Annotated in this window: 28 protein-coding genes and 2 pseudogenes; 12 read left to right on the top strand and 18 right to left on the bottom strand. The window is 57.3% G+C overall.

What is annotated here, in order from left to right; genetic code table 11:
• Nucleotides 1-21 precede the first annotated feature (21 nt).
• Both ROG8370_RS16535 and ROG8370_RS16530 read left to right on the top strand, forming a co-directional pair.
• The gene (locus ROG8370_RS16535; RefSeq protein WP_085828276.1) at nucleotides 22-753 is read left to right on the top strand and encodes an SDR family NAD(P)-dependent oxidoreductase; all 732 of its coding nucleotides are present in this window, start codon (nucleotides 22-24) and stop codon (nucleotides 751-753) included.
• Nucleotides 734-1120, top strand: coding sequence for a hypothetical protein (locus tag ROG8370_RS16530; RefSeq protein WP_085828275.1), 387 nt, complete (start codon nucleotides 734-736; stop codon nucleotides 1118-1120). The genes ROG8370_RS16535 and ROG8370_RS16530 overlap by 20 nt, the downstream gene beginning before the upstream one ends.
• Before the next feature lie 34 nt (nucleotides 1121-1154).
• Here ROG8370_RS16530 and ROG8370_RS16525 read toward each other — a convergent pair.
• Nucleotides 1155-1463: pseudogene (locus ROG8370_RS16525) on the bottom strand (transposase); the annotation flags it as partial.
• Nucleotides 1464-1728: 265 nt separating this feature from the next.
• Nucleotides 1729-1965 carry a hypothetical protein gene (locus tag ROG8370_RS16520; protein WP_085828274.1) on the bottom strand — a complete coding sequence of 79 codons (237 nt, stop codon included), beginning with the start codon at nucleotides 1963-1965 and terminating at the stop codon, nucleotides 1729-1731.
• A gap of 162 nt (nucleotides 1966-2127) precedes the next feature.
• On the opposite strand from ROG8370_RS16520, the gene ROG8370_RS16515 reads away from it, so the two are divergent.
• On the top strand, nucleotides 2128-2853 hold the full coding sequence (locus ROG8370_RS16515; RefSeq protein WP_370738350.1) for a Crp/Fnr family transcriptional regulator: 726 nt from the start codon (nucleotides 2128-2130) through the stop codon (nucleotides 2851-2853).
• A gap of 25 nt (nucleotides 2854-2878) precedes the next feature.
• Here the strand turns inward: ROG8370_RS16515 and ROG8370_RS16510 are convergent, their stop codons facing one another.
• Entirely contained in the window at nucleotides 2879-3043 is a 165-nt protein-coding gene (locus ROG8370_RS16510) for a DUF3309 family protein (RefSeq protein ID WP_085828272.1), read from the bottom strand.
• Between ROG8370_RS16510 and ROG8370_RS20655 the strand changes: the two genes are divergently transcribed.
• Nucleotides 3037-3393 (top strand): hypothetical protein, encoded by a 357-nt coding sequence (locus tag ROG8370_RS20655; RefSeq protein ID WP_170925281.1) that lies wholly within the window; start codon nucleotides 3037-3039, stop codon nucleotides 3391-3393. The two genes, ROG8370_RS16510 and ROG8370_RS20655, sit on opposite strands and share 7 nt — an antisense overlap.
• A gap of 11 nt (nucleotides 3394-3404) precedes the next feature.
• On the opposite strand, the gene ROG8370_RS16505 is transcribed toward ROG8370_RS20655, so the two are convergent.
• The 3 genes from ROG8370_RS16505 to ROG8370_RS16495 form a co-directional block, all read right to left on the bottom strand.
• Nucleotides 3405-3578 carry a CsbD family protein gene (locus tag ROG8370_RS16505; RefSeq protein WP_085828271.1) on the bottom strand — a complete coding sequence of 58 codons (174 nt, stop codon included), beginning with the start codon at nucleotides 3576-3578 and terminating at the stop codon, nucleotides 3405-3407.
• A gap of 118 nt (nucleotides 3579-3696) precedes the next feature.
• Nucleotides 3697-5757: an OmpA family protein gene (locus ROG8370_RS16500; RefSeq protein WP_170925280.1), complete on the bottom strand. Its 2061-nt coding sequence runs from the start codon at nucleotides 5755-5757 to the stop codon at nucleotides 3697-3699.
• A 136-nt stretch (nucleotides 5758-5893) separates the two neighbouring features.
• Nucleotides 5894-6529 (bottom strand): YiaD family glycine zipper/OmpA-like lipoprotein, encoded by a 636-nt coding sequence (locus ROG8370_RS16495; RefSeq protein WP_170925279.1) that lies wholly within the window; start codon nucleotides 6527-6529, stop codon nucleotides 5894-5896.
• A gap of 434 nt (nucleotides 6530-6963) precedes the next feature.
• On the opposite strand from ROG8370_RS16495, the gene ROG8370_RS16490 reads away from it, so the two are divergent.
• The 4 genes from ROG8370_RS16490 to ROG8370_RS16475 all read left to right on the top strand — a co-directional run bounded on the left by ROG8370_RS16490 (nucleotide 6964) and on the right by ROG8370_RS16475 (nucleotide 8636).
• Nucleotides 6964-7383 (top strand): cupin domain-containing protein, encoded by a 420-nt coding sequence (locus ROG8370_RS16490; protein ID WP_085828268.1) that lies wholly within the window; start codon nucleotides 6964-6966, stop codon nucleotides 7381-7383.
• A gap of 91 nt (nucleotides 7384-7474) precedes the next feature.
• Nucleotides 7475-7786, top strand: a complete 312-nt coding sequence (locus ROG8370_RS16485) for a DUF883 C-terminal domain-containing protein (RefSeq protein ID WP_170925278.1) — start codon at nucleotides 7475-7477, stop codon at nucleotides 7784-7786.
• A gap of 77 nt (nucleotides 7787-7863) precedes the next feature.
• On the top strand, nucleotides 7864-8169 hold the full coding sequence (locus ROG8370_RS16480) for a hypothetical protein (RefSeq protein ID WP_139838194.1): 306 nt from the start codon (nucleotides 7864-7866) through the stop codon (nucleotides 8167-8169).
• A gap of 212 nt (nucleotides 8170-8381) precedes the next feature.
• Nucleotides 8382-8636 carry a GlsB/YeaQ/YmgE family stress response membrane protein gene (locus tag ROG8370_RS16475; protein ID WP_085828265.1) on the top strand — a complete coding sequence of 85 codons (255 nt, stop codon included), beginning with the start codon at nucleotides 8382-8384 and terminating at the stop codon, nucleotides 8634-8636.
• A 275-nt stretch (nucleotides 8637-8911) separates the two neighbouring features.
• Here the strand turns inward: ROG8370_RS16475 and ROG8370_RS16470 are convergent, their stop codons facing one another.
• From ROG8370_RS16470 to ROG8370_RS20285, 4 genes and pseudogenes are all read right to left on the bottom strand, one after another.
• Complete coding sequence (locus ROG8370_RS16470) at nucleotides 8912-10057, bottom strand: AI-2E family transporter (protein ID WP_170925277.1); 1146 nt, start codon at nucleotides 10055-10057, stop codon at nucleotides 8912-8914.
• Nucleotides 10058-10198: 141 nt separating this feature from the next.
• Nucleotides 10199-11245 carry a transketolase gene (locus tag ROG8370_RS16465; RefSeq protein ID WP_245827454.1) on the bottom strand — a complete coding sequence of 349 codons (1047 nt, stop codon included), beginning with the start codon at nucleotides 11243-11245 and terminating at the stop codon, nucleotides 10199-10201.
• A 202-nt stretch (nucleotides 11246-11447) separates the two neighbouring features.
• A complete protein-coding gene (locus tag ROG8370_RS16460; protein ID WP_139838193.1) occupies nucleotides 11448-11972 on the bottom strand; it encodes a hypothetical protein in 525 nt (174 codons plus the stop codon).
• A gap of 288 nt (nucleotides 11973-12260) precedes the next feature.
• Nucleotides 12261-12350, bottom strand: a pseudogene (locus ROG8370_RS20285) (IS481 family transposase); the annotation flags it as partial.
• Between the two features lie 198 nt (nucleotides 12351-12548).
• On the opposite strand from ROG8370_RS20285, the gene ROG8370_RS16455 reads away from it, so the two are divergent.
• A complete protein-coding gene (locus ROG8370_RS16455) occupies nucleotides 12549-12779 on the top strand; it encodes a hypothetical protein (protein ID WP_085828263.1) in 231 nt (76 codons plus the stop codon).
• Nucleotides 12780-12807: 28 nt separating this feature from the next.
• Here the strand turns inward: ROG8370_RS16455 and rfbA are convergent, their stop codons facing one another.
• From rfbA to ROG8370_RS16425, 6 genes are all read right to left on the bottom strand, one after another.
• Complete coding sequence (gene rfbA / locus ROG8370_RS16450; protein WP_085828262.1) at nucleotides 12808-13704, bottom strand: glucose-1-phosphate thymidylyltransferase RfbA; 897 nt, start codon at nucleotides 13702-13704, stop codon at nucleotides 12808-12810.
• Nucleotides 13701-14555 carry a dTDP-4-dehydrorhamnose reductase gene (gene rfbD / locus ROG8370_RS16445; RefSeq protein ID WP_085828261.1) on the bottom strand — a complete coding sequence of 285 codons (855 nt, stop codon included), beginning with the start codon at nucleotides 14553-14555 and terminating at the stop codon, nucleotides 13701-13703. The genes rfbA and rfbD overlap by 4 nt, the downstream gene beginning before the upstream one ends.
• Nucleotides 14552-15592, bottom strand: a complete 1041-nt coding sequence (gene rfbB, locus ROG8370_RS16440; RefSeq protein ID WP_085828260.1) for a dTDP-glucose 4,6-dehydratase — start codon at nucleotides 15590-15592, stop codon at nucleotides 14552-14554. Before rfbB ends, rfbD begins: the two co-directional genes overlap by 4 nt.
• 3 nt (nucleotides 15593-15595) lie before the next feature.
• Entirely contained in the window at nucleotides 15596-16159 is a 564-nt protein-coding gene (rfbC, locus tag ROG8370_RS16435) for a dTDP-4-dehydrorhamnose 3,5-epimerase (RefSeq protein ID WP_085828259.1), read from the bottom strand.
• A gap of 134 nt (nucleotides 16160-16293) precedes the next feature.
• Nucleotides 16294-16950: an ABC transporter ATP-binding protein gene (locus ROG8370_RS16430; protein WP_085828258.1), complete on the bottom strand. Its 657-nt coding sequence runs from the start codon at nucleotides 16948-16950 to the stop codon at nucleotides 16294-16296.
• A gap of 4 nt (nucleotides 16951-16954) precedes the next feature.
• Nucleotides 16955-18319, bottom strand: coding sequence for a sugar transporter (locus tag ROG8370_RS16425; RefSeq protein ID WP_139838192.1), 1365 nt, complete (start codon nucleotides 18317-18319; stop codon nucleotides 16955-16957).
• Nucleotides 18320-18421: 102 nt separating this feature from the next.
• Here ROG8370_RS16425 and ROG8370_RS16420 point away from each other — a divergent pair, with 102 nt between their 5' ends.
• Nucleotides 18422-19246, top strand: a complete 825-nt coding sequence (locus ROG8370_RS16420; protein WP_245827450.1) for an ABC transporter permease — start codon at nucleotides 18422-18424, stop codon at nucleotides 19244-19246.
• An 8-nt stretch (nucleotides 19247-19254) separates the two neighbouring features.
• A complete protein-coding gene (locus ROG8370_RS16415; protein ID WP_139838190.1) occupies nucleotides 19255-21729 on the top strand; it encodes a glycosyltransferase in 2475 nt (824 codons plus the stop codon).
• A 4-nt stretch (nucleotides 21730-21733) separates the two neighbouring features.
• Here the strand turns inward: ROG8370_RS16415 and ROG8370_RS16410 are convergent, their stop codons facing one another.
• Complete coding sequence (locus tag ROG8370_RS16410; RefSeq protein WP_085828254.1) at nucleotides 21734-22027, bottom strand: hypothetical protein; 294 nt, start codon at nucleotides 22025-22027, stop codon at nucleotides 21734-21736.
• 11 nt (nucleotides 22028-22038) lie between these two features.
• A complete protein-coding gene (locus ROG8370_RS21060) occupies nucleotides 22039-23457 on the bottom strand; it encodes a DUF2793 domain-containing protein (RefSeq protein ID WP_085828253.1) in 1419 nt (472 codons plus the stop codon).
• Nucleotides 23458-23599: 142 nt separating this feature from the next.
• Here ROG8370_RS21060 and ROG8370_RS16400 point away from each other — a divergent pair, with 142 nt between their 5' ends.
• Nucleotides 23600-24535, top strand: a complete 936-nt coding sequence (locus ROG8370_RS16400; protein ID WP_170925276.1) for a glycosyltransferase — start codon at nucleotides 23600-23602, stop codon at nucleotides 24533-24535.
• Nucleotides 24536-24779: the final 244 nt, after the last annotated feature.

The raw sequence follows: 24779 nt of genomic DNA, 5'->3' as shown, positions 1-24779 counted from the left end.
CCTTTTTGAAAGGTCACTTCGATGCATACCCAGAACCAATCCATCATCGTCTCGGGCGGCTCGCGCGGGCTTGGCCTGCATCTGGTCAGCCGCCTTCTGGAGGCGGGTAACAAGGTCGCTACATTCGCGCGCAGCCATACGGCCGCGATGGATGATCTGTCGGCCAAATATGGCGATGCGTTTTATTTCACCCCGCTGGATGCGGTGGATGCGCCCGGCGTGACCGCCTTTGTGATGGAGGTCTCTGACCGCTTTGGCGGGCTGGATTCCGTGGTGAACAACGCGGCCATCGGGCAGGACCAGCTGCTGATGCACACGGATGTAGAGACGATCCAGCGCATCACCAACATCAATATCGTGGGCCCCACACTGCTGACCCGTGCGGCGATCAAACATATGATGCTGAGCGGCGGGGGCAATATCTGCAACATCTCGTCGATCTGCGGCTCGCGCGGTTATGCAGGCCTATCGGTCTATGCGGGCTCCAAGGGGTATCTGGATGCGATGATGCGCGCATTGGCCCGCGAAGTGGGCGAGGCGGGCATTTTCATCAACAACGTGGCCCCCGGTTTCTTCGAGAGCGAAATGTCCTCCGTGCTGCGCCCGGAGCAGCTCGACACGATCAAGCGGCGCACGCCATCGGGGTCGCTGTCGAATGACGAGAATATCTTCAAAGTGGTCGATCTGGTGATTTCCGGTACGACCAATATGCAGGGCCAAGTGGTGTTTGTGGATGGCGGCATTACCAGCTGATCCGCTGTTTGGCGGCCACTTGCTAGAAGGGCAGGTGCATCCAGGGCCTGCCTCGTATGACCATACGGGGCGGCGCTTTGTTTTTGTGCCAGCTGCTGGTGATACCGGCCATTACGCGCTGGACGTAGAGCGGCGTGATGTGGCGCTAGACGTGCAAACAGTTTCTATGCTGGCTAAAATCGCGCCTGATATAACACCGTTGCAGGCGTGGACCCAGATCGAGGTTCTGGCCAAGCTTTTGGACACGCCCGCGCATCTGATCTTGCGACTTGGCCTGCGATGTGATCCTCGCATTGAAATCGGCACCCCCCCGTCAGCCAGCCATTGGATCAGCATCGGGAGAATTAGGGACGCCGCGGATGGGTAATCCCCCCATTTTTAACGTGACGAGATCGTAGAACTTACGCAGCCATTTTCAGTTTCATTGCGGGTGTGATGCCGCCGATGCCCATGTTCGGGCGGTCGTTGTTGTAAGTCCAGAGCCACTGGGTGGCAAAATGCCGGGCGTCCTCGATGCTGTTGATGATGTATTGGTCGAGCCATTCGTGCCGGGCGGTGCGGTTATCGCGCTCGATGTACGCGTTTTGTTGCGGCTGACCGGGCTGGATGTGTGCCAAGGCGATGCCGTGCGTTTCAGCCCGATCCAGCAGTGCCTGACTGATGTATTCCGGGCCGTTGTCCACGCGGATGGTCTTGGGCTTGCCGACCCACACTGATGCAGGTTGGTCTGCGCCCGTGAACGGTGCTTTTTGAGATGCGTTCAGGAGAGCTATAAAGACACTAGTCGCGGCCACAGCTGCGCGCAGATACTGGATCGCATTGCGGCGCTGTCTTGAGGCGGGCGCGTTCAATTGACGGTTGGGTTCGTCAAAAATTCGCGTTAGATCCGAGGGCGTTTCCGCAGGTTCGAACTTGCGCAGACACTGTTCAGGCTCTTGCAAGTGGTCTCTTCAATCTTGGGTTGCTTGAAGGCCGTCATTTTCGTCTGACCGAGTTTCCACCGGAAATGATAAGTCTGATTTGCGCTGCCACTGCGCTGTGCATTTTGAGGGCGCGGTCAGACCCTTCGGCATTTTCATGCACAGCAGCGGCGTCCTTGAGAACGCCGATGATTTCGCTTTCGGGCAGGATTTTCGCGTCGTTCAACGCAAGCAGCAGGGCCTCGCAGATCGACAACGCAGCTACTCCTGAATGCATTTGATCATTTGGCATTTTAATCTGCTTTCTAAGAATGAGTGTCTCGATTTCGGGAAGCTGAACAGCGCATGGGGGTAAGGTTGCAAAATATCAGCTAATTTGTACTGATCGACATTAGTTATCAGTGTGCCTTTCTTGGTATGGCTACAACCGTGTTCCTGGGGAAGGATGATCACGATGCAGAATACAGCTCTGGGCCGAAAACTGGGAGCTTTCGTTGCTTTGTCGGCACCCGAAATTTCCGCACTTGAGTCACTGCATAAGCGACGCCGCACCTTCGTCGCCGGGCGCGACCTGGTGCATCAGGGGCAATCGGAGCAGGCGGCCTATATCCTCGCCTCAGGCTGGGCCGTTTCTTACAAGATAATGGAAGACGGGCAACGACAGATTGTTGATTTCCAGATCCCTGGCGATTTTCTGGGCTTACGGAGCGTGTTGTTCCACTTGTCGGATCACAGCGTCGAGCCGGTCACCAATATCGACGTGACCGAGATCCTGTTGCCTGATCTTCTGGACGCATTTTCGCGCACGCCCCGGTTGGCCATGGCGATCCTGTGGGCCGCATCCCGTGACGAGGCGATGGTGGTTGAGCATCTGGTGGGCATCGGACGTCGCGAAGCGACCGAGCGTATGGCGCATTTCCTGCTGGAACTTGGCGCGCGGCTTGCCCTGGTCGGCATGGGGAGCAAGGCAGGTTTTGACTGTCCTCTGACCCAGTACCATCTGGCCGATGCACTGGGCCTGAGCGCCGTACACACCAATCGGGTACTGCGAAAGTTGCGTGAATGGGGCATGCTCACGTTTCGCAGCGGCACCGTGCGGTTCGACGACTATGATCGCCTGGCAGAATTTGCAAAGTTCGATCCGACCTATTTGGATCAGACCGGACCGCTTCTGAAATAGCGCAAACCCGGCGGCGACACAGATGTCAGATCCGGCCAAGCAGAATCAGAACCACAATTATAAGGAGCACGGTGCCCGGCACACCGACCCCGGCATGACCAAAGCCATAGCCATAGCCCCCAAAGCGCCCGCTGAAACCGCCGAGCAGAAAAATGACGAGAAGGATGATCAGGATCGTCCCAAGTGACATTGCGTTTCCTCTTCTGTTGGGGCACCGATCCTTTGAGCGCCTTGACGTTCAACGGTGCGGCGCGTGACCGGCGTGATAAGATTTGCCAGATAACAGCCAGTCAAGTTCGTTTAATTGCCGTCGATGGACACGCCATGACCGTTGATCTCAATGGCGACGCCACCTTGGCGTTCCTGATAGTAGAGATAGCTCGCGCCAACTGCGACGACGGCGAGCGCGCCGATCACGACGAAAAGGAAGCTTTGGTTCATTGCTCTGACCTTTGCGATTTTCTTGAAGCCATGTATATCATGAAGCTGCAAACATGCAGCCACGGTGCAGGACCGTTCGCGCCCTTCTGGGGGGCGTGAAACGGGGATCATTACGCATCACGGATCGTGTCCTTAATACCGCCAACGGCATTTTGGACCTTGCCCTCAACCTTGTCTGCCTCGCCTTCAGACTCAAGCTTGGCGTCGCCGATCGTCTTGCCAATCGCGACCTTGGCCTTGCCTTTGACAACCTTCGCGGAACCGATGACCCGATCCTTGTCCATAACGTCTTCCCTTCTGTGGAAATCTGTCCGCCAAATGGTTGGCGGGTACATGCAATTAACGGGGTTGCTGATCCGTTCACAATAACCTGGGTTGGTCCGACCAGAAAAGACGGACATTCTATTGTGGCTGGATCAGAGTGGTGATGCGACGGATCGTGACTCGTCGATTGAGTCGCTCCGCTTCCAGTGTTGGGATGAGCGGAAATCTTTCGCCATAACCTTGCACAACCATGTTTTCCGTCCGCACGCCGAAATACTCGGACAGGGCCAGCGCAACGGTTTCCGCTCGGCGGTCTGACAGCAACAGATTGTAGCTTTCGTCACCAACAGCATCAGTATAGCCCTCGATCAGGAACAGCTCACGCGGGTTGGTCGCGATAAACTCCTCCATCAGCAACCCTATTTCCCTGAGCTGCCTGGCCTCGCCCGGCTGTATCGCGGCCGAATTCGTGGGGAACGTAATATTGTCCAGATTGATTTCCAGCGCCAGATTACGGACCTCACGATATTCCCGGACTTGGCTCAGGCTGAAGCTGCGTCCGATATCGCGGCTTTCGGCGGCCCTTAACGCCTCGCGTAGGGCGGCTTGGTCGGTTGTGTCCCGATAGGCAAGGTCGGAAACGGCCGGGCGCGGTAATGCGCTTACGTCAATCGGCTCGAACTTGCGGGTGTCGTCGATCAGCAGGACCTCGCTACCGTCTGCCGCAATCCGCGTGCGGCGCTGAACCTGACCCGATGAATCGCGGATCGTGATAATCTGGACGCCGTCCTCACGGGTAACGAATGTGCGCGTCGAGCCGTCGCTGAAGGTCTCTGTGCGCACCGTGGAGCCCGCCTGGCGCAGGAGAACGTCATCGTCTTTCAGAACGCTGAAGTTGCCAAATTCGTCCTGAACGACAACACGGTCACCTGTTTTTGCGGTGACCTTCTGACCATTCTGCAGAATGGCCCCGACAACAAGCGCGCCGAGGGCGAGCAGGCCTGCCTTTTCAAGATTGCTGAGGCCACCGCCTTCCTTGGCATTCGGGGTTTCAAACTCTTGTGCGCTGGAGCGCGTGGTCTCCTCGGTAACGGTTTGGGTCGTAACCGCGACGTCTGTGTTTTCCGTTGCCGCCGCGGTGACCGCAGTAATCTCGGCTTGTGTCATGTCATCCGCACACAGGGTTTCCCCCGCGGCGTCAAGCAGTTCGACAACACATTCTCTGGATGGCGCTGCCGCTCTGGCGGCGGCTTCGGAGGCTGCGGTTTCTTCTGCCTTTTTCGCCTGGGCTTCTGCTTCGGCTTGCGCTTCTTTTTCCGCTTTGGCTATGGCGGCCGTTTCCGCCTCGGCTATGGCTTCTGCCTGCACCAAGGCGCGGGCATCAGCCTCTGCTTGGGTCTGCACTTCGGCAATAGCCCTTTTTGCGGCTTTCTCGTCAGCTTTTGCGGCCTTCGCTGCAGATTTCAGGTCTTCTTTTGCGCGCTTGGCTTCTAGTTTTGCGACGTCATCGGCCTCTGCTTGGGCTGCGGCCAATGCAGCGGCTTCGGAGGCTGCGGTTTCTTCTGCCTTTTTTGCCTGGGCTTCAGCCATGGCAGCCGTTTCCGCCTCGGCTATGGCTTCGGTCTGCAACAGGGCGCTGGCATCGGCATCTGCTTGGGCCTGCGCTTCGGCAGCAGCCCTTTTTTTGGCTTTCGCGTCGGCTTCTGCCTGTGCTTTCCCATCGGCCTCGGCGGCTTCCTTAGCTTTCAGGTCGGTGGCGGCTTTCGCGTCCGCTTCGGCGCGCACATCCGCCTGCGCTGTGGCATCGGCTGCATTTTGCGCTTTCTTTGCATCCTCTGCGTCCGCTGTGACTTTGGCTTGATCAGCCATGCAGGCTTCTGCGTTCGCCGCTCGCACGATCCGCTCGGCAATCATCTCGGGTGATGCGTCCTTTTTCTTGTTCTTTTTGTCCGGACGACCGTCAGGTTGGAGAAGTTCCGGAAGGCATTCAACCTCGGCAAGTTTCAACTCTTCAAGGCAGGCCTTTTCAGCGTCTTTGGGCTTGCCTTTAAAGTTTTTGAGGCAGGCAAGCGTCGTCTCCAACGCCTCTTCGGTTATCGCCCCGGGTGCCTGGGCTTTGGCCTGTGCAAGGCCCGGAAGTGGTTGCAGTAACGATAAGACGGCGATAACTGCCGTTGCGGAATTCTGCGTCCTGGCCATCATAATTTTTCCTTTTGGATATTGTTCATGACCATCCCAGATGAATTCGGTCTGATCGGAATTCTGTTGCTCGGGCTTTGATGTCGGTGCAGCTCTGAGGCGGAAACAGCCCGTCGGGTTATGGCGGGCATTAAGGTCAGTTTGTGGGGGTGATCACAACTTCGACCCGACGGTTCTCCGCGCGCCCCGCGGCGGTAGCGTTCGACGCGATCGGCTCGCTAAAGCCAAGTCCGGAATAGGTGATCCGGGTCGAGGGTACACCGTCCCTGATCAAGATTCGGGCAACGGCCAGAGCACGATCCTGACTCAGCTTTTTGTTGTAGGCGACAGATCCGACATTGTCGGTGTGGCCCACTACGAGGACGGTCGAGTTTGTATACGTTTTCAGCGAGCGGGCGACCTCGCGCAGGGCAGGCAAGAAGCCTGTGGCCACTGTGGCGGACCCTGTTGCAAACGTCACGCCCTCGGGCAGGATCACCCGAAGCTCGCTGCCGGTGTTGGTGATGACGGCACCGCTGCCCGCAAGTTGTTGGTTTAATTCGCGTTCCTGTCGGGCCATATTGGCTCCGATGGCGCCGCCCACCGCCGCGCCGATCCCGGCGCCGATGACGGTAGACTGTGTGTCATTTCCTATCACTTTACCCAAGGCCGCGCCTGTCGCGCCGCCAATAACCGCACCTGTTGCGGTTTGGTTTGGCCTACCATCGTTATAGGTGCAGCCGCTTAACGCAATAACGGTAGTCACGGCCAGAAATCGTGTGCTCGCAATCATGGGATTGATCCTTTTTCTGTGCGCCGCTGGGAAATAGTTCAATACCATTTCATCAATAGGGCAACCTTGTAGTACTCTGACGCGTTATTGCGGTCTGTTGCACTAATCTGCGTCAGCTTGCGGAGATTGTTGCCGTCGCTCCCTGGACCCAGACTAGTCATTCACAACGATGCTCTCACTTGATCCCGCTATCTCTTTGCGAGGGGGGCGTCGCCGTGGTCATCCCATGCCGGCATGTTTGTCGGCTCGCCCTTCATGGGGAGGATGGCACCTTGTCGCATTTGGAGAGCATCCAGCGCCAGACGATCGGGCGCAGGTCGAGAATCTACGGGGAGAAAAGCCCGGACCGCTAACCACGATCAGTGCGCGCCAGAGGCGCTCTTGTACAAACAGGCTGTCATCGCAATGCAGGTGACGCAGTTTTGGAGAGCGCCATGATTGGATATGTCGGAAATATCGAAGAGGTGTCGCGAGAGAACACAGACTTTCGGCGGGTTCTTTATTCCGGGTCCAGACTCCAACTGGTTGTGATGTCCATCGCGCCTGGGGAAGAAATCGGAGGGGAGAGTCATCCCGATACGGATCAGTTCTTTCGGATCGAACAGGGCAAGGGGCGGATTGTGATCGACGGCGTGCCCCACAAGATCAAGTCGGGCGACGGCATCGTCGTGCCTGCGGGCACGCATCACAACCTGATTTGCACCGGCCATGATCCGCTCAGGATCTCTACGGTCTACGGCCCTCCGCAGCACCGTGATCAACTGGTTCAGATGACCAAGACCGAGGCAGATGCTTCTGACGAGGCGTTCGAAGGACAGGCCACCGAACAGGCGTCGAAGGTGGTGCAGATCTAGGCCTTTGCGCCGCGTTGAACGTTAGTTCTCGATCGCAGGACGTGGCGTGAGCCCCGCACACCCCTGCCATCCCAACCCCATGGAGACCTCAATGACACAAGATAAAACGAGTACCAAAGACGCCTCGGGAACCGACGATTTCGAGAAGCTGAGCCAACAATTGACCGCCCTGAGGGAAGATATGTCGAGGCTGGCAGAGACCGTCGCCGGGATCGCAGGACGGCGCGGTAATGCCATGGCGGCGGACATCGCCGAGGGCTTTGATGAAGCCAAGAAATATACAGAGAAAACAGGCCGATCCGCAGAGGCGCAGCTTGAAGGGTCTGTTGCTGCGCACCCATTCCTGGCCATCGGCCTTGCTGCGGGCGCGGGTCTTTTGATCGGCGCCCTGTCGCGGCGATGAATCGCCTTTTCGACGATGCGGTACACGGAGCCGCGCGTTTTGCGCGCGGCGGCGCATGCAAACTGTTGGCGTTGTTTATGCTGGGCCTGTCCGGTTACCTGATCGGCGTTGCTGGCATCGGCTTCCTGACGGTTTGGGTCTTTTTAAGCCTTAGCATGGCCTTGGGGAAAGGATATGCGGCGCTCTTGATCGGGCTTGGCCTGACGCTTTTGGGGGCGGGCGTTCTTGCGCTTTTCTGGCGGTGGTCTAAACCTGCCCCGGTCGACGTGGCGCAGAGCAGGCCAGCGGCACCCCAAGCTGATATGGACGATGCCCCGTCACTCATTGCCTTTACTGCAGCTTTTGTTCTGGCTCGCTATTTGACGGGTGAAAAGCGGGACTGACGCCTCCTTGTGTTGTCAAACCGTCACCAGCGGTGACATACTGTTGTTGGGAGACAAGAACGCTGCTCGTCTGTGCGTCCGCAAAGCATGCACAGGAGAAACGGCACAAGCCAGCGAATGCTGCGCCAGACAGGACGCAGGGCATTAGCGATGCTGCGGTAACTGGCGTCTCAATTTTTCGATGATTTCACGCATAATGGAAAGGATCCAAAATGGCTCTCGAAAGTCTTTTAGTAATAATCTTGGTAGGTGCAGTGGCTGGTTGGCTCGCTGGGCTGATCGTTAAGGGCTATGGTTTTGGCCTGCTTGGCAACATCGTGGTCGGGATCGTCGGAGCGTTTGTGGCCGGTCTGATTTTTCCTATGCTGGGCCTGAGTGTCGGTACCGGAATAGCTGGCGCCATCATCCACGCTACCGTCGGGGCGGTGATCCTGCTGTTCCTGATACGTCTGATCAAACGTGCCTGAAACCGATCCTGAGCCGAAATTGCCACGCATGTCGGGATGAAATCGACGCAGTTTCGGCCCGGGATGGCACCCTAAATCCGGCAGAGCGCCGCGAATACAGCGTCGCGGCCGTTCACCGGCTTGCCCTTGAAGGAGGAACCGTCAACTCTGACCGCGATCAGATTGCATGGGTTGGGATCGAACAGGTCAGACAGGCGCAGGCCCGAAGCCGCAGAACTGTCCTGAAAAGGCAAGAGCACCTCAGCGACCCTGCCCTTGCAGAAACCGGTATTGGTCTACATCGTCCCCGAAGTCTTCTCGGTGCGAGCTAAGCTATCTTCGGCAGGTGTGGCCCGGTCGGACAGAAAAATTCTGAGGTTGCGTAGCGTCGGCACATATTCGGAGAATGCGCGCAGCGTGATCAGCATCGGCACAGCGATGACCATACCGATCACAGACCAGGCCCAGCCCCAGAACGCGACCATCAGAAACACCACCACCGGGTTGAGCCTCAGGCTGCGACCCACGGCGTAGGGGGTGATGAGCTGGCCTTCGACCGCATTCATGCCCAGATAGATGCTGGCCATCAACCCGGCTTCACCCACTGTATCCAACGACACGATCCCGATTGCAAATGTCACTGCAGCGCCCGAAACGGCCCCGAGAAACGGAATGTAGTTCAACACGAAGGCCATGACGCCAAAGACCGCCGGATTCGGCATCCCCGCGAGATAGAGCACCAGCCCGATTGCAATTCCCAAACAGGCGTTGATCAACGTTATCGTCAGGAAATAGCGGCTAATCTTGCGTTCGATCTGAAACATGATCTTCAGGGCCCGGCGCTTGTCGCTGAACGTCGGGCTGGCCTGGATGATCTTTTCATAAAACATGTCTCCCGAGGCGATCATGAAAAACAAAAGCGCCAGGGTCATAACAAGCTGCGCAATTATAACAGGCGTGTTGGCAACAGCGTTCTGAAGTAAGGAGGGCTTGTCCACGATCACACGTTCGGGATCGGACCGCGTGGTGGATGTCCCACCATCCGCCAGCTTTTCAACCTCGTCGCTCGCCTTGGCCATATTGTCCATGGCCGAGTTCAGCCCGCGCAGCTTCCACTCCACATCCCGCATGATCTGCGGGGCGTTCTTCGCGTAGGACTGAACCGGTTGGGACAAGCCCATGATGGCTGCGCCAGTCAACCCGATGATGAAAACAATCACCGTCACGGCCGTGACAAAAGGTGCAATCCCCAGACGGCTCATGCCGCGCCGAATGGGCGAGAAGGTCAGCGAAAGAAGGAAGGCAAGAACCACCGGCATCAGGAAACTGCGCGAAGCGACGATGACGCTCCCAAGCAGCAGAATGAAGATCCCGACACTGGGCCAATGATAGCACGCTCGGCTCGTCGGGCCTTCTGTCCGGGGAGCAGGAGGGTTACTCATGGCTCTTTCCCTCTCACTGAACATCAAACACGGGCGGGATCGTCTTGGTCAGCCCGTGGGGCCAAGACATCATTCTCGCCGATCCGCCGTTGGATCCCCCTATAAGAGCACCCGCCAAACCATTTGCCGAAAAGGGCCGCCTCAAAAGATGGACCGTGCGATCCGGATCAACTGCAACGTCTCAAAGGCACTGTCCTGCAACGTCACCAGCTCGCCATTCACGACAGCATAATTATATCCTGGCTCTAGTACTGGAAGACGGTAAGTCTGGCGCAATTCGTTCTGAGTCAACGCCGCCGTAGGCGCAACACGCAGCCCTGCGGGCAGGTTTGCGACCGAGGCAAGATCGTGGATATGAAGCAGCGATGTATAATCATCATCGCTCAGCAGCACCGGCTGACCATCAATCAGCGCATAGCGTTTGCCAGCAGGAGTGGGGCCTAACCCGTAAAGCGATTCTATCTGGGCTGAATTGAGCAACAGATTGTCGTCATAAAGATCTACGTCATGATTCAGATAGTCGCGACGCCGATCAAGGTAAATCGCATCAAGCCGGTCGTCGTCATAGGTGATCCATTCGTCATAACTGACGCCCTTTTTCGCAAGGCCGGGGGGCACGCAAGGCGGATCTTTCTTGGCAAGACCGGGGGGGCAGTTGCGATACCTCAGAAGGCGGTCGTCGGGGACATCGGCAAAGATCACATCAGACCCCAAAAGCACGAGCGGCCCGGCGCCTAGAAGCCCCCTCATGTCGCGGCCTTCCGGTGCGCGCAAATGCAAGATTTCGTCGGAGTGGCGCGCGCGCTCGTCCTTTGACCGCTTGACCTTCACATTGCGCTTGTCGCGCGTCTTGTCGTCGTTGGAATGTTCAGGTTTTTTCTTCTGCGCATTCTTTACCTTCTTGTTGTCGCTACCCTTTCCGTTGTTTCCCTTGTTGGCCTTTTTCTCCTTTTTCTCCTTGATCTTGACGATCTGGGTGCCTGGGCTCGCGGGCACGCTCAGCGTGGACATCGGGAAACCGGGAAGCGAAACGCGCGCCTCAAGACCGGGTGCGGCCGCGCAGGTAAGGACGGTCGTAAGAGCGAGGGCTGTGTATCTCATGGTTGAACATCCATATCTGGGTGAATGATCAGGCATAATGCGCTGATCTTTATTTTGGCGAACTACTGCGCAGTTCTCTGAGCACATGCGCCGCTCACTGGGGGCATCCTTCTATACGATCCCGTTACGGGGCGGCAGATTGGTCGATATCGGCCCGAGCGACCGCGGCGGGAGGATTGAACGCGGTTTTAGGGACTCGCCTGCGAAAAAAAGGGCTGCAGGTTCGAATGTCACAATCACCAAAAAACGCCAATCCAACTTTCGTTGGATTGGCGTGTCATGTCGACCCTTATTCTTCGATACGCTCGACAATCGCCGCGGCATAGGCAGTGATGAGGGCGTTGTAGAAATCGTCCTGCGACGGCGGCACGACAACCCAGCCTTCCGGGACGGCCTGATCACCGGTTACGGCACTCAGACGCAGTGGATAGCTCCCGATGTTGGCATCCGCGCCGTTCACTTCGGCCGATTGCGTAGTGGTCGTGTTTATCCCTGCGAAAGTGGTGACCGTGCCTTCAAGTTGATTGAACTCGCCCGAGTCCGGCAGCACTGTATCGCCGTCAATCGCAACTTTATTGATCTCAACCGAGATCCGCGGTGCTTCGGCGGTATCATCGACAGTCACTTGGGCGGCAATAGCCGTGGTAATGTCTTCCCCCAACGTCGACCAGTAGTCGAGAACATTGTTATCTTCGAAGGCGCTCAGATCAACGTTGACCTCTACGCCAGACAGGGTTTTATCCATTGCCGCCAGTGGACCAGCAAAGGCCAACGCCATCCCGGTACAAAGTGCCGTGGTCCAGAGAAGTTTCATTTTTGGTTTCCTTGGTTTGAACCTCATCAAAGGAACGCTTTGCGATGACCTTTCGGTCACTTGGCGCTCCTTTTTTGATGTGTTTTGATGTGATTTATAAAGGCATTCGGGCGGCGTTTTAGTACGCCCTCCAAAAATTTATCGCCCAGAATGATCAGCGAGACAATAACATGCATCAGCGTGATGAGCATTGTCCGAAGAAACTGGCTTGAGCCGGGCTGAGCAGCCCCACCTGAGTGGTCCAAGTTGACAGTTAGTGCATGATTGCCCTTTGGTCCGTCGGGACGATGGTGTCTGGCCGTTGTGTGCGCCGTGCGGTCTGGCGAAGTTGTAGAACCGCTCCCATTCGCCGAGTTTGACCTCGAGATCAACGTCGCCGACCTGCCCCCCGAGGGTCCCTCATTCATAACGAGAGTTTGCGGGTTTGGATTTTATATGACGACGGACACTTCGCGCTATGCGCCTGAACCCGAATTTTCCTTCAGGCAGAGAAATTGAAGTCCATTAGAGAGGGTTAGATGCAAAAAACCCGCCCTTGCTTCAGGTGTCAGCCAACACCCCAAAGTTATGATTGGAATGGAACGCTTTTATCACGCATTCCAGAAATATGTGGTCTCGAAACATAGCTTTGAAAAAGAGCATTTTCTTGAAGTCAGGGGCGGGTTTGAAGGTATGGAGGGCTTGTTTGGCTCACGGTATGATCGGGCGCGCCTCATTGGTGATAAGTTCAACGCACCATTCAGCTATTTTGAACAGTTGTCACAAGAGTTCAACGACGCCGCATTCATCCACGGCCCTGCACAATGAAGGGGTCCTGCGCCCAAGAGGAACCTGTCTACTCTGACAGCAGGTTGTCGAGATAGCGGCCATAGTCGTTCTTGGACATATGGTTGGCCACGGATTGCAGCTGTGCGCGGTCGATCCAGCCCAGGCGGTAAGCGATTTCTTCCGGACAGCCGGTTTGCAGGCCCTGACGTTTCTGCAAGGTGCGCACGAAATTGCCCGCATCCAGCAGACTGTCGTGGGTGCCGGTATCCAGCCAGGCAAAACCGCGGCCCATGCGCTGTACGTCCAGCGTGCCTTCCTCCAGATACATCTCCAGCAGGGTGGTGATCTCCACTTCGCCGCGCTCGGAGGGTTGCACCTTGTGCGCCATTTCGGAGGCGCGACCATCCAGAAAATAGAGGCCCGTGACCGCGTAATTCGATGGGGGCACCTTGGGTTTCTCGATGATCTTGGTAACGCGGCCCGCCTCGTCCATCGCCACCACGCCGTAGCGTTCGGGATCCGCCACGCGGTAGCCGAACACGGTGGCGCCTTCGGTCTTGGTATCGGCGGCATGCAGCAGTTCGGCCAGCCCATGGCCAAAGAAGATGTTGTCGCCCAGAACCATGCAGGATGGTGCACCGTCCAGGAACGCTTCGGTCAGGGTATAGGCCTGCGCCAGACCGCCGGGGTGTTCCTGTATCACATAGGTCAGGGTCATACCCCATTGGCGCCCATCACCCAGCACTCGGCGAAATTGGTCCTGATCCTGAGGGGTGGTGATGATTGCAACATCGCGGATGCCCGCCAGCATGAGCACTGACAGCGGGTAATAGATCATCGGCTTGTCGTAAATCGGCATCAACTGTTTGGACACGCCGATGGTGATCGGATAGAGCCGCGTGCCAGAGCCGCCGGCAAGGATGATGCCTTTGCGGTTGGACGCGGGTGTGACGGGAACTGTCATAAGGGGGAGCCTTTCAAATCATATAGCACGTCGGCAAGGTCCAGACGCCAATCGGGGCGCGTGATGCCGAACGTCGCCGCCAGGCTGTCACACGACAGTCGTGAATTGGCCGGACGCCGTGCTTTCGTGGGAAACTCTGCCGAGGGGATCGGGGTCACGGTGCAGGCCAGACCGGCCTGGGCAAAAATCTCGGTGGCGAAAGCGGCCCAACTGACATCGGGATCACCCGACAGGTGGTATGTGCCCGCGCGGTCGGGGTTGGTGTGCAACTGTGTCGCCATTTCGAGGCAGGCGGCTGCAATGGCGCGGGCGGGGGTAGGCCCGCCAATCTGGTCGTTCACAATGCTCAGGGCGTCCCGTTGGGTCCCCAGACGCAGCATTGTTTTCACAAAATTGTTCCCGTGGGCGGAGAACACCCACGACGTGCGCAGGATCGCGCTGCATCCTCCCGCGGCGCGCACGGCCCGTTCGCCCGCCTCTTTGGTTATCCCGTAGACCCCCAGAGGGGCTGCGGGATCGTCGGGCGCATAGGGTGTGTTCCCTTGGCCGTCAAAAACGTAATCCGTCGAGATATGGACAAAGGGAATATTCCGCTCGGCACAGGCCGCTGCCATTGCTGCGGGGGCCAGTGCGTTGATGACATGGGCGGCTTCGGGGTGGTCTTCGGCATCGTCCACAGCGGTCCAGCCTGCGGCATTGATCACGGCTCGGGGGGCATGTGCATGGATGGCGCGCGCGCAAGCGGCAGGGTCAGCGAGATCTGCTGCGCTACGGTCCAGCGCGGTCACAGGGGTTGTGGCCTGCAATGCCTGTGCCACTTGTCCGGTTTTGCCAAAGATCAGCAGGCTCATGCGGTCTTGCCCAGTCGGTCGCCCACCCCGTCGCGGCTTTGCAAGGCGCGCCACCAGTCTTCGTTGTCGAGATACCAGCGCACGGTTTTCTCAAGTCCCTGTTCCAACGTGACGGATGGGCGCCAACCCAGCTCCGAGCTGATGCGCTCGGGGTCGATGGCATAGCGCGCATCATGGCCGGGGCGGTCAGTGACATAGGTGATGAGATCAGCATAGGGCGAAGCGGCGGGGCGCATGGCATCGAGATGGGCGCAGATCATATGGACCAGGTCGATGTTGCGCACTTCGTTTTCGCCGCCGATGTTATAGCTGCGCCCGAGCGCGCCCTTCTCAAGCACCGTCAGCAGCGCGTCGGCGTGATCTTCGACATAGAGCCAATCGCGCACATTCTCGCCCTTGCCGTAGATCGGGATAGGCTTTCCCGCCAGCGCATTGAGGATGACGACGGGGATCAGTTTTTCGGGGAAGTGGAACGGCCCATAGTTATTGGAGCAATTGCTGAGCACGACCGGCAAGCCGTAGGTCTCTGACCAGGCGCGCACCAGATGGTCGCTGGCCGCTTTGGACGCGGAATAGGGACTGTTGGGGGCATAAGGCGTGTCTTCGGTGAACTGGCCGGTCTCGCCCAGGGTGCCAAAGACCTCGTCGGTCGAGATGTGGTGAAAGCGGAAGCTCTCGGGTTTGTCTGCGGCCATCCAATAGCTGCGCGCGGCCTCCAGCATATGAAAGGTGCCGGTGATGTTCGTCTCGATAAAATCAGAGGGCCCGTCGATAGAGCGGTCCACATGGCTTTCGGCAGCGAGATGCATCACCGCATCCGGAGCATGATCGGCAAAGACACGGTCCAAGGCGGTCCGGTCACGGATGTCGGCCTGCACAAAGCTGTACAGAGGGTCGTTTGCAACACTGGCCACATTGTCCAGACAGGCGGCATAGGTCAGCGCATCGAGATTGGTCACACGGTGGCCGCGCGCGATTGCCAGACGGACAACGGCCGAGCCGATGAAACCTGCCCCCCCGGTTACTAGCAACTTCATGTCTTATCCTTCAAAGGTGAATGGTGATTTGAAATCTGCAAAGCGCTGTGCGTTGCGGTCTTTGTCTGACAAGATGGCCCTGTCAGCGCAAAGCCCCCAGTCGATCCCCAGATCGGGATCCGCAAAATAGACACTGCCGTCGCAGTCGGGCGCATAGACATCGGAGGTTTTGTACAAAATCTCCGTATTGGGTTCCAGTGTGACAAAGCCATGCAGGAAGCCTTTTGGGATGAATACCTGACGACCATTCCGTGCCGAGATTTTTATAGCAGTCCATTTGCCGAATTGCGGGGATCCGGTGCGGATGTCCACGGCCACGTCCAGAATGGCGCCTGCACCAACCCGTACCAGTTTGTCCTGCGCATGGGGCGGGGCCTGAAAATGCAACCCGCGCACCACGCCTGCTTCGCGGCTGAGTGAATGATTGTCTTGCACAAAATCGACATCAATTCCGAGGCCCAGCAAGGTTTCTTTGTTCCATGTCTCACTGAAAAAACCGCGCGCATCCTCGATCCGGCGGGGGATCAGGATCTGTACACCGGGCAGTGTGGTCTGTTCTTGTTCCATGGTGCGGGCCTTTGTCTCGGAGCTTGCATTATGTCTGTCTAGGGGATGGCCTTGCGCTTGTCATGGGGGAATATCTGTTGCTTTTATCCCGCGCGCCTGAGGCCGATGATACCGCAAGCCAACCGCTGCGCAGATCAGGTCCTCATGTTGCGCAGGTGGTGTTTGATTGCGTCTTGAATGTTGTCGTGCACAACCAGATTGCCGTTCTCCAGAACCATGCCCATCGTGCACATGTTCTCCAACATTGCCATGGAGTGGCTGACCACGATGGCCCCGCTGCTTTCCATGCGGCGCTGAAAGACCTGACCGCTTTTCTCGCGAAACGCAGCATCTCCAACGCTGGTAACTTCGTCTACCAGATAGGTGTCAAACCGGATGCCCATGCTGACTCCAAAGGCCAGACGGGAACGCATGCCTGACGAATAGGTGCGAAAGGGCTGATGGAAGTGCTGACCCAATTCTGCAAAATCCTCGACGAAATCCACAAGCACATTGGTATCGACCCCGTAGACCCTTGCGATGAAGCGGGTGTTTTGCACCCCTGACAGATCGGGGTGAAAACTGCCGGCAAAGCCAACCGGCCAAGACACCGTGCCATCTGAAACCACCCGTCCCGCTGTGGCGTCCATCGTGCCTGCAATGATCTTGAGTAAGGTTGATTTACCCGCGCCGTTACGCCCCAAAAGGCCCACAGATACGCCTGTGGGAAAGACCGCGTTGATCTTGTTCGCCACAATACTTTGCCGCCCATCGACCGTAAACGTCTTGGTAAGGTTCCGAAGCTCGATCACTGGCTTACCGACGATCGCGGATGCTGTAATAAACCAGAACTCCGATTGACCAGGCCATCAGCAAGAAAAAACTGGTGAGCGCCTGTAGCGTCCAGCGTTTTGGAAAGTCGGACCGCTCGGCCAGTGTGGGCTGGATGTGGGCGGCCAGATAGAAGGACTTTCGCTTGGCTTCGGCCTGAGCAGCGTCGTAGCTGACCAATGCGGCACGGTAGGTTTCTTCGGCAAACTCGCGGTCGACGCTCAGGCGTTCGTAGTCAGCCACAATGGTGGCAAAGTCTTCGCCGCCGGGGCCTTTGCCGCCGATGCCGAATTTTTCGCGTTCGGCGCTGATCCGATTTTCAATCACCTCGATGCGGCGCTCGGCTTGCCGCACCCTGGGGTCGTTTTCACTGCTTATCCCTTGCAGCAGATCCAATTCCACCAGCGAATCAGCCAAGTTTGCCTGAAGGCTGTTGAGCACTCCCATTTGGCCTTGAAGATCGGCTTGTGGATCCACGATCTGTGACTCCAGCCTGAAGGTGGTCAGATCGCTGCGGGCCTGCTTGAGGCGCTCAATGGCGCGGTCGACTTCAGCTTGGGCAAACTGGGTCGCATCCGCGCGCGCATCCTCGGACAGAGCGTTGATCATCGAGGTGCTTTCCTCAAGGATCTTTTGAGCAATGTCCTGTGCTGCAAGACGGTCAAACGCCAATGCCCGGAGGGTCATCAACCCCGATCCGGTATCATAGGTAATCTGGACCTTACGCTTCCAGTGTCGGATAAGATCTTCAATGGTGCCCTTGGGATTATAGGCAAAAATCATGTCCTGCGGCCATGCTGCGCTATAGATGTCTTTAAGGTTCAGATCAGCGTCAATCTTTGAGACCAATCCCTGGCTGCGGATGAATTCATACAAGACATCCGTTTCGGCACCACCGCCGCCGCTCAATTGAGCGATCTGCCCGCCCAGAAGATCGAGAGAAGACGACACCTCTCCCTTGCGGATCGAAAAAGCCAGAGTGGAGGCATATTGATCTTTAGCCACCACCCACAAATAAAACGCGGCAACACAGGCTGGGATGAGCACCAAAATCACGAAAGAGGTAAGAATGTAGTAGTGCCGCCGTTCGGGACTTGCGGGTCCCGCAATGGGCTTTTCGGGGGCTGTCTCGCGTGTTGACGCAGGATCGGCCTTGGTCGTGGCGGGCGGCGCGTGTGTCTTGGTGAGGGCCTTGGGCCGGGTCTTGCGCGCTGAATAACCATGGTATGCAGGTGTGGCGGATGTGGCTGGTGCCTGGTCGCCTGATGTTCTGGTTTTGCTGCCAGCCGAAGCACCTGCGGTCTTATCATTTGACGGTTGTACTTTGTCGTCTTTATCTGCGGTGTCCACAGTGGTTGCCCCAGTTCAAGATACTGTCGGAATAAAATCAATACTTAGCTGTTTTCATACTTGATTGTGAATGGTAGTTCCAGTGAGTGTTTGGAGATATCGATGCCTGACCTAACTGAGCAAGGCCGTGCAAAGCGGCTAAGGCAAGACGCTCTGCGCGCTCGGAGTTTTCGGACCCCGCGCACCATTATGGCTCTGATACTGCGAGAGATGTCCACGACTCATGGTCGCTCTCCGGGGGGCTATCTTTGGGCGATTGTCGATCCTGTTGCAGGCCTGCTGGTCTTGTCCGCAGTGTTCTCTTTCGCTTTTGCCAGCCCACCTTTGGGCAATAGCTTTCCTCTTTTCTATGCCAGCGGTTTCCTGCCGTTTATGATGTTCAACGAGATTGCCAATAAAATGGCGACCTCGATCAAGTTCTCTCGCCCCTTGCTGGCCTATCCGGCGGTGACGTTCCTGGATGCTTTGATCGCACGGTTCTTGCTGGTTTTGCTGACACATATGATGATCGCCTACATCATCTTCACAACATTGATCTTCGTTTTGGGCGCGCGTGCGCAAATTGATCTGCCCTATATCTTGCTGGGCATCATAAGCACGGCAGCCCTTGGGATCGGGATCGGAACCCTCAACTGTTTCTTGATGACAAGTTTTTCTGTCTGGGAACGCACCTGGCAAATCCTGACACGTCCGCTTTTCATTATTTCTGGCATTTTCTTCATGTTCGGAGACATGCCAAAGGTCGCTCAGGATATTTTGTGGTATAATCCATTGATACATGTGATCGGCTTGATGCGCAGTGGGTTTTACGCGGCGTATAAGGATGACTACATCAGTCTGCTCTATGTCTGGGGTATTGCGGTGTCTACCTTCACGTTCGGCTTGCTGCTTTTGTGGCGCAACCACCGCCGCCTGTTGGAAAATTAAGTCCTGTGTTGCGCCGCCTACATGGTTTGTTCAAGCGGTACTGCGCGCAAAATCTGGAAATTCGGCAAACGGGCTGCACCCTGAAAATACAGGGCAAGACCTGGGGCGCCGTGACGGGTGTTTCGCGTCTCGGAAACCGCCTGGAGGTCACGGGTTGGGCATATGCGCCTGCTGTGGAGTTACACTGCGGCCAAGAGAGCGTTCGGGCGGCCACCTCGGTGCCCAAACAGCATTCTGGCGACCATTGCGGGGGGCCGGAGGCGCGTGTTTTCAATCTTGATATGCCTGTGGGGGCGGTGCCGGAGGTGCAGCTGAGCCTAGAAGGCTCGCAGAGCCACGTTTTTGATCTTCCGGTCATCGCGCCCTCTGCTGTGACACTTGCCAAGGCGCGGCTTTTGCCAAAATTCGCATGGCGCCTCGTGACTGCGGTCCCTTTGGTGGGGCGCTGGGCGTACAGCCGCGATCCGGCCCTGCGACCACGGATTCGTGCGGCACTCGGCTTTTGGACCTTGCCGGTTGCACGGCCCTTGCAGTCAGCGCTTTTTGCTGGTCCCGCTTCTTCGCCCGAGGTGCAGACAACCTTTACCTGTATCCTGCCCGTTTACAACGCGTTTGATATACTGCCCGAAGTGTTGCGCCGGATTGCACATCATACCGATATGCCCTTTCACTTGGTGATCATCGAGGATGCCTCAACCGACCCTGACGTGCGACCCTATCTGCGCGATTGGGTGAGCGAACATGACAACGTTCAGTTGATCGAGAACGCCGAGAATCTGGGTTTCATCCACAGCGTCAACCGAGGGTTCGAGGTCGCGCTGGAGCGCGGCGGGCCTGTTGTGCTGTTGAACTCTGATGCGTTTGTACCGATTGGTTGGGCCGGACGCCTGCTGGCCCCGATCTTGAGCAACGACGCTGTGGCCAGCACCACCCCTTTTTCCAATGATGCCGAGATTTTCTCTGTGCCGGCAAACTGTGCCCGCACGCTTTTGCGACCGGGCGAAGGGGACGCATTGGACATTGTTGCCAAGAGCTTTGCGGGGGGAGCGGCAGACGCTCCGGCGCCTACTGGGGTCGGGTTTTGTATGGGTATGTCTGGCGCATGGCTGGCGCAGGTTCCGCGATTTGACCCTGTTTTTGGCCTTGGCTACGGTGAAGAGGTCGACTGGTGCCAAAAGACCCGCGCCCTGGGCGCACGCCATGTCGGTGTCGCGAACTTGTTCGTAGAGCACCGCGGGGGCGCGTCCTTTGGCAGTGCGCAAAAGCAGCGGCTAGTTGCCCAAGCAGCCGAACAGATCACACGGCGGTATCCTTCTTATGACATCGAAGTGCAGGATTATTTGCGTGCCGACCCCATGCTTACACCCCGCTTGGCTCTTGCCCTCGCTTGGCTGGCGCAGCGGGCGGGCGATGTGGCGGTGCCGGTGTATCTGTCCCACGCCATGGGAGGGGGGGTGGCGCAGTATTTGCAGATGCGGCTGGCGCAAGATATTGAAGTGCAGGGCGGTGCCGTCGTGCTGCGTGTCGGCACAGATATGCGGTGGCGGCTGGAAGTTCACAGTGCAGCTGGTTTGGTCATGGGCGGTACGGATGACTTTGCACTGGTGCAGCGCCTGCTGGATCCCGTCCGTCACCGCCATGTGGTTTACGTGTGCGGGGTAGGTGATACGCATCCCACTGAGCTGCCCATGCGATTGCTTGATCTGACAGAGGCTGCCGCAGGTCGGAAGGCGACACTTGAGATCCAGATGCACGATTATTACCCGCTCAGCCCGTCATTTACCCTTTTGGATGCTGATCATGCTTGGCGTGGGGGCGTGCCCGATGACAGCACCGATCCTGCCCATACGGCATTTGGGCCACTTTCACGGTGGCGCGCCGGGTGGGCGCATGTGATGGAGCATGCCACGCGTGTAGTGACATTCTCGCGCGACAGCCGGACCCATGTTCTGGCTGTCTGGCCACAAATCGGAAGACATCTTGAGGTCATTCCCCACGCTCTCACAAATATGCCGGACCCTGTTGTCCCACGTGCTGGCGCGCGGCCTGTTATCGGCGTTTTGGGAAACCTCAACATACAAAAAGGGGCGTTGGTCGTCGCCGCACTGGGGCGGGCTCTTCAGACAGGGACGCGCGATTTGGATCTGGTCTTGTTAGGTGCGCCTGATCCCGCATGCCCCCCGCTGCCGGGGGTCACTGTACACGGACCCTATGCGCGCAAAGACATCGCGCTTTTGGCGCATCGCTACCAGATTTCCGGATGGCTGATTGCATCGATCTGGCCCGAGACTTTTTCCTATACCACTCATGAGGCTTTGGCGACCGGGTTGCCTGTATTCTGTTTTGATCTTGGCGCGCAGGCCGAAGCGGTCAAAGCGGCAGGTGCACAAGGCCATGTTGTGCCCTGTCACAGCGATCCGCAGACCCAGGCACGGGTGTTGTTGGCAGGTTTGCGCAAGACGTTGACCGCGCAAACCTCCTGACATCTTATTTCCCTGGCAACACCAAATTGCCACTGCCAGTGACGGTCACGGGGGTCGGAAACAAGACTTCGGTGGCAGCATCAGGACCATGAGGCAAGACAAGTGTCAGATGGATCACCCCATCTTGCCGCACCACGTCTGTTACGATGTGCTCACACTCCAGGACGTCCTGGGATAGGGCCTCTCCTTCAGGGATGTCCTGAAAATCGTAAAGTGCTCCGTTCAGAGTGATGGTTTCATTGTTGTAGGCAACGGCCAATGTGTGATCCGCGCGTACAGGGGAAAAGCTTATGTGCATGGTGTATCTCCTTAATACCAGCGGCCAATGGCGGTCGCATCAATGCGGACGTTGCTGATCGAAGCATTCCGGCAGTGAACGGCCCAGAAAGCCCCATTGGGTCCGTGCCCGTGCCCGATTCTCAGTTGTTCTGCGGTGAGCTGCGCGCCGGTTTGTGTGCCCAAGGTGCGCGGGCTGATGGTGACGTTTGGAAAGGTCACGAACGCGGCGGGGTATGTCCAATACCCGCTGACGGTTTGCCCCGCAACCATTGATGCACTGCCGCTCAGGTCCGAGACGGAGCATATCTGTGTGCCATCGGCCCAGCGGGTATAGTTTCCGTTGGCATTACTGCCCTTTTCGATGATGGCCCCTGTGGGCGTGCCGCCATTTTGCGTGACTGTGCCGCTGATCTGGTTCTCATCGATGAGCCGGGTCCAGTAGATAGCACTGTTGGGGCTCGACTGGCTTCCAAACCAGGCGCGGGCTGCGCTTGTGCCAGTGGTGCGCAGGCTAATGTAGCTGCGCCGCCCGTCAAATGTTGTTTGCTGCACAACCAACGTGTGGGCATGGGCGTCGCTTTCGGGCCCGCCCAAGAGACTATTTGCCATGTATGTATACAGACCGGGCTTTAGATCGCGATCCTGTAAAGGCGCAGGGCCTGTAAGCTGCAGCGGCACCCCAAGACCAAAGGCACCCGTTGCCATCAGCGTACCTGCTGTCGTATCCAACACGTCGGCCTGAACGGCACTGCCGCCCAAAGGTACATTCAGCGTGGCATCGGTATCGCTAAGCGTCATGCGGGGCTGGCCTGCCGGAGCAAGTGTCAGGGTCTGACCGACAGGATCTGCCCGCAGCACTTCGCGCCAATCGGTGCCGTCGCTACTTGTCTTGAGTGACCATGCATCATCCCCCGCCAGCCCCATTTCTGCCCGTCCCGAAAATCCGGTCTGATACAGCAGGCTGGCCGTGTCGGAGGGTTGCGCCTTGTTCAACTTGAGCTGATGACCTGCTCCGGCGTGATTGAACAAACTTGCCGCACTGCTCAAGCTTAGGCGGTTGGTGTCATCTGCTTGGGCGGCAATGCCTAACTGAGGCAGGTTTGTGAGATCAGCCGCAGGTGCCCAATCCTGACCATCAAACCGCAGAGCTTCATTGCTTGCGACGCAATAGGCCGACCACCCTGCCTGCGGGGATAGAAAGACCCATCCTGCGCCGTCAAAAAGCGTCAGTGCGTTGTCTTGGCCGGCCCACGCCCCGGTGCCGCCGGGCGCCACAACATAACACCCTCCACCTGCGGGCGCCGCTGGAGGGGTCTGAAGTTGATGATCCTGTACAACGGTCTGCACCAATGCATCCAAACGCATCAATGCTTCATTATGGGTGACATGCTTTTGAGCCTGAGCAGGTTGGATATAGGGCAAATTCAGTCTAAGCGAGGTATCCGTCATGGTTTGCTCCGGTGTGTTTGAGTTGACCTGATCCTAACCTTGCATGTTAAACTAAGCCTTATATCACCGTGCGTTGCGCTCTAGGCCCGCTGACGGGTGGGTTTTTTGCTGTGCAAACGCGATGAAGGCGTTAGACAGTGCCATGCCCCGCCAAAGTCCCCATATCACCATCTTTTTGTGCACGTTCAACAGTGCTCGCTATCTGGATCAGCAGCTTGAATCCTATCTGGCCCAAACCCATACCAATTGGTCCTTATGGGTGAGCGACGATGGGTCTGTAGATGCGACACACAGTATTCTGAATGCGTTTGCGCGTGAGCATGGCGCGGCGCATGAGGTTCGCCTGTTTGAAGGGCCGCGCAGGGGCCGTGCGGCGCAGAACTTTCTGTCATTGCTGATGCGTGAAGATAGACCACAGGGACTGGTGGCGCTGTCGGACCACGATGATATCTGGCTGCCCGATAAATTAGAGCGCGCAGCCCAAGCCCTCGATGCACATTCACAAGCGCCACAGCTTTATTCTGCAATGAGCCGCTGTTTTGACGACACGGGCCGACCGCAGGCATTATCTCACCGGCGCGTGACAACATTGAATTTCGGGGTCGCGTTGCTGCACAATGTAATGGCGGGCCATAACATGGTGCTGAACCCGGCCGCGCAAGATCTGGTACGGCGTGCGGGGGCGCCCCAAGACATTCCCTATCATGATTGGTGGATTTCTCTGGTAGTGCTGGGGGCCGGAGGAGAGGTTGTGTTCGATCATCGGGTGGTCACGCTCTACCGGCAGCACGCAGATAATGAAATGGGCGCCTCACGGGGGCTGCGGGCTGCATATCAACGCGTGCGCGCCCTTTTGGCCGGACATTACGCGACATGGGTGCGCGCCAATGCAACAGCCCTTCTGGACGGCTCGGCCAAACTGACGGAACACCACCATAATTTGCTCGTAACCTTTCTGCGCAGTTCCACAAGGTCAGGTTTCCGCAGAGTTACACTGTTTCGCAAACTTGGTCTGCGACGTCATGGTCGGGTATCGACGGGAGTCGTCTATGTTCTCGCTTTTCTGGGCCGCGTCTAAGCAGGGGAGGTGAGCTTGCGCTCATGCAAGTCTCCTCTATTGTTGCGGGTAGATTCCATTTGCATGCTCTCATCTACACACTCATAATATGGGCAGTTTACGAAAGCCTATCATCTGGTGTAGATATGCCGTTACTCGCGAGACATTTCTTTTAACGTCCCAGATTTGGGAAGAAGGAGATGTTCATGAACAAGGATCAACGCGAGATTGGGCGTAAATTACGGATACTGCGATACGCCGAAGA

This window comes from Roseovarius gaetbuli, assembly GCF_900172365.1.
Taxonomy (GTDB): Bacteria; Pseudomonadota; Alphaproteobacteria; order Rhodobacterales; family Rhodobacteraceae; genus Roseovarius; species Roseovarius gaetbuli.
Note: the sequence above shows the minus strand (reverse complement) of the source record. Positions and strands in the feature narration are given on the sequence as shown.